This window comes from Arthrobacter sp. 35/47 (assembly GCF_000520475.1).
Lineage (GTDB): Bacteria > Actinomycetota > Actinomycetes > Actinomycetales > Micrococcaceae > Arthrobacter_D > Arthrobacter_D subterraneus.
Genome location: NZ_KI914590.1, coordinates 65,142 through 73,537 on the forward strand (window position 1 = coordinate 65,142; position 8,396 = coordinate 73,537).

Consider the following 8,396-nt stretch of genomic DNA (forward strand, 5'->3'; position numbering starts at 1 on the left):
CGCACCTGCTGTTCCGGCCCTTCCTTATGTCTCCGGACCCGCCGGTGTTGACTCTGAACTCGCCTCGCCGATATCCTGAACGAACGGTCGGTAATTATTTCGGGTCGGCACTTCAGCCGGCCTCCCACAGTGAGGTGACCATCATGACAACCGCGACTGACACTCCGCAGGACCTGACTGCGGAGCAGGAACAGTTCGACCGGCTGATCGCCGAAGACTCCCGCATCGAACCCCGTGACTGGATGCCGGAGGCCTACCGCAAGACCCTTACCCGGCAGATCTCCCAGCACGCGCACTCCGAGATCATCGGTATGCAGCCCGAAGCGAACTGGATCAGCCGCGCTCCCAGCCTGAAGCGCAAGGCCATCCTCATGGCCAAGGTCCAGGATGAAGCCGGGCACGGTCTCTACCTCTACTCGGCTGCGGAGACCCTCGGCACCAGCCGCGACACCATGACTGAGGACCTCATCGCAGGCAAGGCGCGCTATTCCAGCATCTTCAACTACCCGGCGCGCACCTGGGCTGACATGGGCGCCATCGGCTGGCTGGTTGACGGCGCGGCGATCGCCAACCAGGTTCCGCTGTGCCGGGCGTCCTACGGCCCCTACAGCCGCGCGATGGTCCGCATCTGCAAGGAAGAGTCCTTCCACCAGCGCCAGGGTTTCGAGATCCTGCTGGAGCTGTCCAACGGCACCGAAGCGCAGAAGAAAATGGCGCAGGACGCCGTGAACCGCTGGTACGCGCCGAGCCTCATGATGTTCGGCCCCCCGGATGATGACTCGCCCAACTCCAAGCAGTCCATGGCCTGGAACATCAAGCGCTTCTCCAATGACGAGCTCCGCTCGCGCTTTGTCGGCATGATCGTGGAGCAGGTCAAGGTCCTCGGCCTTACCCTCCCGGATGACCAGATCCGCTTCAACGAGGAAACGGGCAAGTGGGAGCACGGCCCGCTGGACTGGAACGAATTCAAGGAAGTGCTTGCAGGCCGTGGACCGTGCAACGCCCAGCGACTGGAGCGGCGGCGTGCAGCGCACGACGACGGCGCCTGGGTCCGCGAGGCGGCTGCGGCTTACGCCGCAAAGCAGGCAGCAAAGCGCAACGAACTGAAAGAGGCGGCATAAATGGTCGGTGGATCACAGACAGGCGACGACGGCGCCAAGGCCCCCAGCGCGGAACAGCCGGGCCACCCCACGGCCGAGCCGTGGCCGCTGTGGGAAGTCTTCGTGCGGTCTTCGCGCGGGCTCAGCCACGTCCACGCCGGATCGCTGCACGCACCAGACGCGGACATGGCCGTCCGCAACGCCCGCGATCTGTACACCCGGCGCAACGAGGGTGTGAGCCTCTGGGTGGTGCCGGCGTCGGCCATTATCACCAGCGATCCCGATGCCAAGGGCCCGTTCTTCGAGTCCCCGCAGGGGAAGGACTACCGGCATGCCACCTACTACACCAAGAGCGAGGGAGTGAAGCACCTGTGAGCGAGTCGAACGCGAGCGCCACCCGCATCACTCCGGGCAACGCGCTGCGGCCGGAGGACATTGCGGCCTCGGATGTCCGCCCCAGCGAGGCCGTCGCAGAGTACGCCCTGCGCCTCGGCGATGACGCCCTGATCCTCGCCCAGCGCCTTGGCTGGTGGATCTCGCGGGCTCCTGAGCTCGAGGAAGACGTAGCCCTGGGCAATATTGCCCTGGACCAGATCGGGCACGCCCGGTCATTCCTCACCTACGCCGCGCGAGCCTGGGACAAGACCGAGGATGACCTCGCGTACTTCCGCGGGGAGGACGAGTTCCGCTCCACCCACCTGGTGGAGCAGCCCAACGGCGACTTTGCGCGGACCATCGCGCGGCAGCTCGTGGTTTCGCAGTACCAGTTCGCCCTGTACTCCCGGCTGGTCAGTTCGTCTGACGCTACGCTCGCGGCCATCGCCGCGAAGGCAGTGAAGGAAGTGGACTACCACCGGGACCACGCCCGCCAGTGGGTGCTGCGCCTCGCCCTGGGCACCGAGGAATCCCGGCGCCGGATGATCGAGGGGCTGATCCTCACCTGGCCGTACGTGGCGGAGCTCTTCGAGGATGACAGCCTCGTGAAGGAGCTGGAGGGGACTGCGGTCCTGCCGTCCTCGCTGCGGGAGTCCTTCGATGCGGAGATCCACGGCCTCTTCGCGGAGGCTGACCTGGAGGTCCCCGAGGTACCTGCGGCAGTCGGCGGCGGCCGGCGCGGCGAGCACAGCGAGCACCTCGGCTACCTGCTGGCCGAAATGCAGGTCCTCGCCCGGGAACATCCGGGGGCAACATGGTGACCACCCTGCACCCGTCCCGGACCGCGTCCGAGGCCGCCGTCTGGGAGATCGCTGCCACCGTTGCGGATCCCGAAATTCCGGTACTCACCATCGAGGATCTCGGTGTCCTCCGCGCGGTGGACATTGACGACGACGGCGCCGTCACCGTCACGATCACCCCCACCTACTCGGGGTGCCCGGCCATGGATGCCATCCGCGACGACGTCATCACCGCCCTGGCAATGCAGGGGTACGCGAACGTGCAGGTTGCCCTGGTTCTCGCACCGGCCTGGACCACGGACTGGATGAGCCCGGAGGGCAAGGCAAAGCTCGAGGAATACGGCATCGCCCCGCCCACGGGCAAGGCGGCCGCCGGAAAAGTGAGCGTCGGGCTGAGCGTCAAGTGCCCCCAGTGCTCATCGTTGAACACCCGTGAGCTCACCCGCTTCGGCTCCACGTCCTGCAAGGCGCTCTACGTCTGCCAGGACTGCCGGGAGCCCTTCGACTACTTCAAGGTGCACTAATGGCAGTGAAACTGGCGCCCTCCACGAAGCGGCGGACCGCTTTCCATGAACTGACCGTCGCCGAGGTGCGCCGGCTGACGGAAGACGCGATCGAGGTGACGTTCGCTGTCCCCGAGGAGCTGGCCGGCCGCTTCGACTACGTGCCCGGACAGTATGTCGCCCTGCGTACCACGCTCGACATCGACGGTGAGCCAAAGGAAGTGCGCCGGAGCTACTCGATCTGCGCGGAGCCGCAGCCCGGGGAAATCCGGGTGGCCATCAAGAAGGACCTCGGCGGGACCTTCTCGACCTGGGCCAACGAGTTCCTCAAGGCGGGCGACAAGCTCGATGTGATGAGCCCCATGGGCCAGTTCATCTCGAAGCACCCCATGACCGGGTTGAACAACCCGGAGAGCATCGACACCAGCACGGAGCACTCCTTCGTGGCCGTTGCCGCGGGCTCGGGCATCACTCCGGTCATTGCCATTGCGCGCTCGGTCCTGGCAGCCGACCCGGCGGTGCGCTTTGACCTGATCTACGCGAACAAGGCGTCGATGGACGTGATGTTCCTCGAGGAGCTCGCCGACCTGAAGGACCGCTATCCGGCCAGGTTCGCGCTCCATCACGTGCTGTCCCGCGAGCAGCGCATTTCCCCGCTGCTGAGCGGACGCATTGACGCCGGGAAGCTGCAGACCATGCTGACCAGCGTCATCCGCACCGACGAGGTGGACGAGTGGTTCCTCTGTGGACCCTTCGAGCTGGTTCAGCTCTGCCGCGACACCCTCGCCGAGCGGGGAGTTCCGCCGGAGAAGATCCGGTTCGAGCTCTTCACCACGGGTGAGCCCACCAAGCCCGAGGGGCAGATCGGCCGGCCGGTCAAGGAGGCGGAGGGCGACGACGTCTTCTCCATCAACTTCAACCTCGACGGGCTGCAGGGCACCGTCTCAAGCCCCACTCACGCGCGTGAGTCCATCCTCAACGCCGCGTTGCGGGTGCGTCCCGACGTGCCGTTCGCGTGCGCAGGCGGGGTATGCGGCACCTGCCGGGCCAAGGTGGTCAGCGGAACGGTGGACATGGAGGAGAACTACGCGCTGGAGCCGGACGAGCTCGCCAAGGGGTACGTCCTGACGTGCCAGTCCAGGCCCACCAGCCCCGAAGTCACTGTCGACTACGACGCCTGACCCCGGAGTTCCCACCCACCGCCACCGTCACCACCGGGAAGTTTTTGTCGCCGATCTGCTGTTATCGCCCGCTCATAACAGCAGATCGGCGACAAAAACTGTAGAAGAAGAGGAGCGCTTGCATGATCGACCTGACCATTGAGAACAACGTCGCCGAGATAGTCCTCAACGCGCCGGGGAAGCTCAATTCCCTCAATGAGGACGCGCTGGCCGAGCTGTCCACAGCGTACGACGACGCCGCCTCCGCCGCAGCGGACGGCCGCGTCCGCGCGCTGCTGCTGCGCGGTGAGGGCAGGGCCTTCTGCGCGGGACGGGACATCTCCGGCGTCGATCCTGAAACCGACGACGCCGTTGCCTACCTGGACGGGCTCGTCACCCCGCTGCTCAAGAAGATGGCGGCCTTCCCGGCCCCCACCTTCGCAGCCGCGCACGGTGCGTGCCTCGGTGTGGGCCTCGGGCTCCTCATCGCCACGGATGTGGTCTACGTGGCCGATTCCGCGAAAATCGGTTCGCCGTTCGCCAAGCTGGGCGCAACCCTGGACTCCGGCGGCCACTGGCTGTTCACGGAGCGTCTGGGCGCGCACCGGACGCTCGACCTCATCTACACGGCGGACCTGATGAGCGGCGCGGACGCCGTCGCAAGTGGGCTGTTCAGCAGGGTCTTCCCGGCCGAGGAACTGCTCCCGTCCACGAGATCCACTGTTGAACGCGTAGCCGAGGGCGCCACCGGCGCCTTCCGGGCGTCAAAGGAACTCGTTGCCTCCATCCGGGACCGGCGGCTGGGCCTCTGGGACTCCGTGAGCGAGGAGAACCACGTTCAGGGTGAACTGTGCGGGAGCACCGACTACGCCGAAGGGTTCCGTGCCTTCCAGGAGAAGCGGCCGCCGGTTTTCCGCGGCTAGCGCCTCGTTTATTACACCCGGGAAACCGGTTGTGCAACGGTTTGAACTCAATCCGGCGTAATTTCCGTCCAAGGGGACACATTTTGTCCTTTCGTGGCATTTACTGGGACAGGTGGTCGGGACGCCTGCTGTGGGGCCTCATGGGGGACGGTGACATTCAGAACGGGATGTCACTTTCCAGTACGGCGGGAGTCCCGACCATCTCTGCACCTGCAGGCAGTTCTCCGGGAACCGCCCCGGGCAGGAACCACCACCGAGGGCCATGAGTTAAAGCTTCCAGTTCCTTGTTGCAGCTGGAAGGTCGCCGTGCGAAACGTGGGTTGGTTGCTGGTGGGCCTGCTGCTTCTCGGGCTGGCCTCCACTGCGGTGTTCTCCGGATCCGGCTTGTCGGCCGGTCTTCGCGCCGGGGATGGCTTGCTGCCGGGCCTTGCCGAATGCACAGTCGAGACAGCCGAGGGGGAAATCGGGCTTGACCGGGATGAGGCCAGGCTGGCCACCACGGCGGTGGCGCTCCTCGCCCGTGGGCTGGAGGCCCCGGACACCTCCGGCATCGACCAGGCAGTGCTGCAGCGACTGGCCGACGGACCGCCTGACGACACCGGCCCCAGCCTGAGCTGCCGCGGACCGGCGGCGGGTGACCTGCAGCAACAGGAACTCACGGCCACCGGCCTGACCCCGCGCGCTGAACGGCTGCGGCAGGAGATGGCCGCCGTGTTCGGCGACCAGAGCCTTGGCGGGTTCGCCCCGGGAGGCGTCGGCCAGGGCCACGGAGCGGACTCGACCCATTACGACGGGCGGGCCATTGACATCTTCTTCCGGCCGGTGAGCGAGGAAAACCGGCGTCAGGGCTGGATCCTGGCTCACTGGCTGGTGGCGCACGCCGAGGAGCTGGATATCCAGTACGTCATCTTCGACGACCGGTTCTGGAGCGCGCACCTGTCCCGTGGCGGATGGCACAACTATGAGGCACCGGACCCCGGCAATGAGATCCTCCGCCATCTCGACCACGTGCACGTCGACGTGCTGCGCGGAGAACCCTGACCGGGCGCACCCGGACAAAAGCCCTAGCGCGTATCCATGTCCTCGAACACCAGGAAGGTCTGGGTGTCCAGCACGCCCGGCATGGACTGCAGCTGGTCGAAGATCACCCGCCGCAGATCCACATTGTCCTCCGCGCGCACCAGGAGGATGACGTCGAAGTCCCCGCCGACCAGCGCGATATGGTGCACTTCCGGGATGGCCCGCAGCTGCTCCCTCAGCTCCCGCCAGGAGTGCTGGCGGACCTTGAGCGTCACGTAGGCCGAGGACCTGAGGCCGGCCTTGATCGGGTCGATCAGCGCAGTGAACTTGGTCAGCACCCCGGTCTCCGTCAGCCGTGCAATCCGTGAGTAGGCGTGCGCGCGGGAAATGTGAACGTTTTCCGCCACCGCCGTTACGGAAAGCCGGCCGTCCCTGGTGAGCTCGGCGAGGATCCTGCGGTCGACGTCGTCGAGGGGTTGCTCCACCATCTGTCTACACCCTTGTTAGTTATCCAGCTCACATAAGCAATTCGTCTGCCAAAATATCTATCTCGGTTTCATTCTTCCACGATAGTTCGCTGTTGTGGATACGAAAGCGCGAGTAAACGCATAATTGAGCAACAGATATCGTTATCCGGCCTGCGGGTCGGGAAGCGTCGGGCAGAGAAGCCGTCCCTCATGTCGGAACGGCTGAGGAGGCAGCATGAGCATTTCAACCGGGAGCTCCGCCGGCAACCAGTACGGCGGGTCCGTGAAGCGCACGGGCCAGGACCGCAGCATCGATGTGGGTCCCACGGCGGAGGAGTACATGCTGCCGTCCGGCGAGCCGGTCCAGCTTGTGGATCCGCAGGGAGAGCACGTCCACAACGACCGCTACCCGCTGCCCGACGGCGACGAGCTCCTTGCTGCCTACCGGAAGCTGGTCATCGGCCGCCGGATCAACGAGCAGGCCAATGCACTGGTCCGTCAGGGCCGGATGGCTGTCTACCCCTCCTCACACGGGCAGGAAGCGTGCCAGGTGGCTGCCGCCGTCGTTCTGGAAAAAGACGACTGGCTGTTTCCGACCTACCGGGACACCGTTGCGGTGATTACCCGCGGAGTGGATCCCCTCGAAGTGCTGACGCTGCTGCGAGGTGACTGGCATTCCGGGTATGACCCGCATGAACACAAGACCGCCACCCAGGCAACACCGCTGGCCACCCAGCTGCTGCACGCCGTGGGCGTGGCCCATGCAGCCAAGCTGCGCGGCGAGAACACCGTGGTGCTGGCGCTCTGCGGGGACGGCGCCACCAGCGAGGGCGACTTCCACGAGGCGCTCAACTTCGCCGCGGTGTTCCATGTGCCGGTGGTCTTCCTCGTCCAGAACAACGAGTACGCCATCTCCGTGCCGCTGAAGCACCAGAGCGTGGCTCCCTCCCTGGCCCACAAGGCGATCGGCTACGGAATGCCCGGTGAACGTGTGGACGGCAATGACCTCGCGGCCATGCTGTCCGTCCTCGGCAAGGCGGTCGACCGGGCTCGCGACGGCGGTGGCCCGGCCCTTGTGGAGGCTCACACCTATCGCATGCAGGCCCACACCAACGCGGACGATCCCTCCCGCTACCGCTCACAGTCCGACGTCGAGAAGTGGGTTCCCAAGGACCCGATCACCCGGATGCGCACCTACCTCGGCAACCTGAACCTGCTCAACGCTGATGTGGAGCGGGACATCGCCGACGCCGCCGAGCAGACCGCCACGGCCCTCCGCGACGGATTGAACTCCGACCCGGACATCAACCCGGCTGATCTCTTCGAGTACGTCTATACCGAGAAGACAAGCCAGTTGCGTGAACAGGCCGCCCTACTGGCGGACGAGCTTTCACGGGAAGGTGCGTAGCGATGACTGACACTGCAGTCCGGTCGGACGCCGCCGAGACGGCCGCACCCCCGGCAGGGCCCCAGCCGCTGACCTTCGCCAAGGCGCTGAACACCGCGCTGGCCGATGCAATGGAGGCCGATCCCTCGGTCATCATGTTCGGTGAGGACGTAGGCCCGCTCGGCGGAGTCTTCCGGATCACCGACGGGCTCACCGCCCGCTTCGGCGAGGAACGCTGCTTCGACACGCCCCTGGCGGAGTCCGGCATCATGGGCATGGCGGTGGGCATGGCAATGAACGGCATGCGCCCCGTCGTCGAAATGCAATTCGACGCCTTCGCGTACCCGGCGTTCGAGCAGGTGGTCAGCCACGTCGCGAAGATGCCCAACCGGACCAGGGGCAGGGTCAAGCTGCCGCTGGTCATCCGCATCCCGTACGCGGGCGGCATCGGGGGAGTGGAGCACCACTGCGATTCCTCGGAGTCGTATTACGCACACACGCCCGGCCTCACCGTGCTCGCGCCGGCAACCGTGCGTGATGCCTACCTGATGCTCCGCGCAGCCATCCGCTTCCCCGATCCCGTGGTGTTCCTCGAGCCGAAGAAGCTCTACTGGTCCAAGGAGACTCTGGATCTGGCGGAACTGCGGAAGGAAGCCGACGA

General features: G+C 65.9%; 9 protein-coding genes and 1 pseudogene. 9 read left to right on the forward strand and 1 reads right to left on the reverse strand.

The features are described 5' to 3' along the window. Nucleotides 1-143: 143 nt before the first annotated feature. From paaA to X803_RS0106260, 7 genes are all read left to right on the forward strand, one after another. Nucleotides 144-1,121 carry a 1,2-phenylacetyl-CoA epoxidase subunit PaaA gene (paaA, locus tag X803_RS0106230; RefSeq protein ID WP_035778118.1) on the forward strand — a complete coding sequence of 326 codons (978 nt, stop codon included), beginning with the start codon at nt 144-146 and terminating at the stop codon, nt 1,119-1,121. Continuing rightward, on the forward strand, nt 1,122-1,475 hold the full coding sequence (paaB, locus tag X803_RS0106235) for a 1,2-phenylacetyl-CoA epoxidase subunit PaaB (RefSeq protein ID WP_026544471.1): 354 nt from the start codon (nt 1,122-1,124) through the stop codon (nt 1,473-1,475). Next, nucleotides 1,472-2,296, forward strand: coding sequence for a 1,2-phenylacetyl-CoA epoxidase subunit PaaC (paaC, locus tag X803_RS0106240; protein ID WP_026544472.1), 825 nt, complete (start codon nt 1,472-1,474; stop codon nt 2,294-2,296). The genes paaB and paaC overlap by 4 nt, the downstream gene beginning before the upstream one ends. Beyond that, a complete protein-coding gene (gene paaD, locus X803_RS0106245; RefSeq protein ID WP_026544473.1) occupies nt 2,290-2,799 on the forward strand; it encodes a 1,2-phenylacetyl-CoA epoxidase subunit PaaD in 510 nt (169 codons plus the stop codon). The genes paaC and paaD overlap by 7 nt, the downstream gene beginning before the upstream one ends. Then, nucleotides 2,799-3,959, forward strand: a complete 1,161-nt coding sequence (gene paaE / locus X803_RS0106250) for a 1,2-phenylacetyl-CoA epoxidase subunit PaaE (protein ID WP_026544474.1) — start codon at nt 2,799-2,801, stop codon at nt 3,957-3,959. Before paaD ends, paaE begins: the two co-directional genes overlap by 1 nt. A gap of 122 nt (nt 3,960-4,081) precedes the next feature. Continuing rightward, nucleotides 4,082-4,861: an enoyl-CoA hydratase/isomerase family protein gene (locus X803_RS0106255; RefSeq protein ID WP_026544475.1), complete on the forward strand. Its 780-nt coding sequence runs from the start codon at nt 4,082-4,084 to the stop codon at nt 4,859-4,861. Nucleotides 4,862-5,167: 306 nt separating this feature from the next. Further along, nucleotides 5,168-5,902: a VldE C-terminal domain-containing protein gene (locus X803_RS0106260; RefSeq protein WP_026544476.1), complete on the forward strand. Its 735-nt coding sequence runs from the start codon at nt 5,168-5,170 to the stop codon at nt 5,900-5,902. Between the two features lie 23 nt (nt 5,903-5,925). Here X803_RS0106260 and X803_RS0106265 read toward each other — a convergent pair whose 3' ends face one another. Further along, nucleotides 5,926-6,369: an Lrp/AsnC family transcriptional regulator gene (locus X803_RS0106265; RefSeq protein WP_026544477.1), complete on the reverse strand. Its 444-nt coding sequence runs from the start codon at nt 6,367-6,369 to the stop codon at nt 5,926-5,928. 319 nt (nt 6,370-6,688) lie between these two features. Here X803_RS0106265 and pdhA point away from each other — a divergent pair, with 319 nt between their 5' ends. Together pdhA and X803_RS0106275 are read left to right on the forward strand one after the other, a co-directional pair. Continuing rightward, nucleotides 6,689-7,756, forward strand: a complete 1,068-nt coding sequence (gene pdhA / locus X803_RS0106270; protein WP_253907402.1) for a pyruvate dehydrogenase (acetyl-transferring) E1 component subunit alpha — start codon at nt 6,689-6,691, stop codon at nt 7,754-7,756. A 2-nt stretch (nt 7,757-7,758) separates the two neighbouring features. Further along, nucleotides 7,759-8,396 (forward strand): annotated as a pseudogene (locus X803_RS0106275) (alpha-ketoacid dehydrogenase subunit beta); the annotation flags it as partial.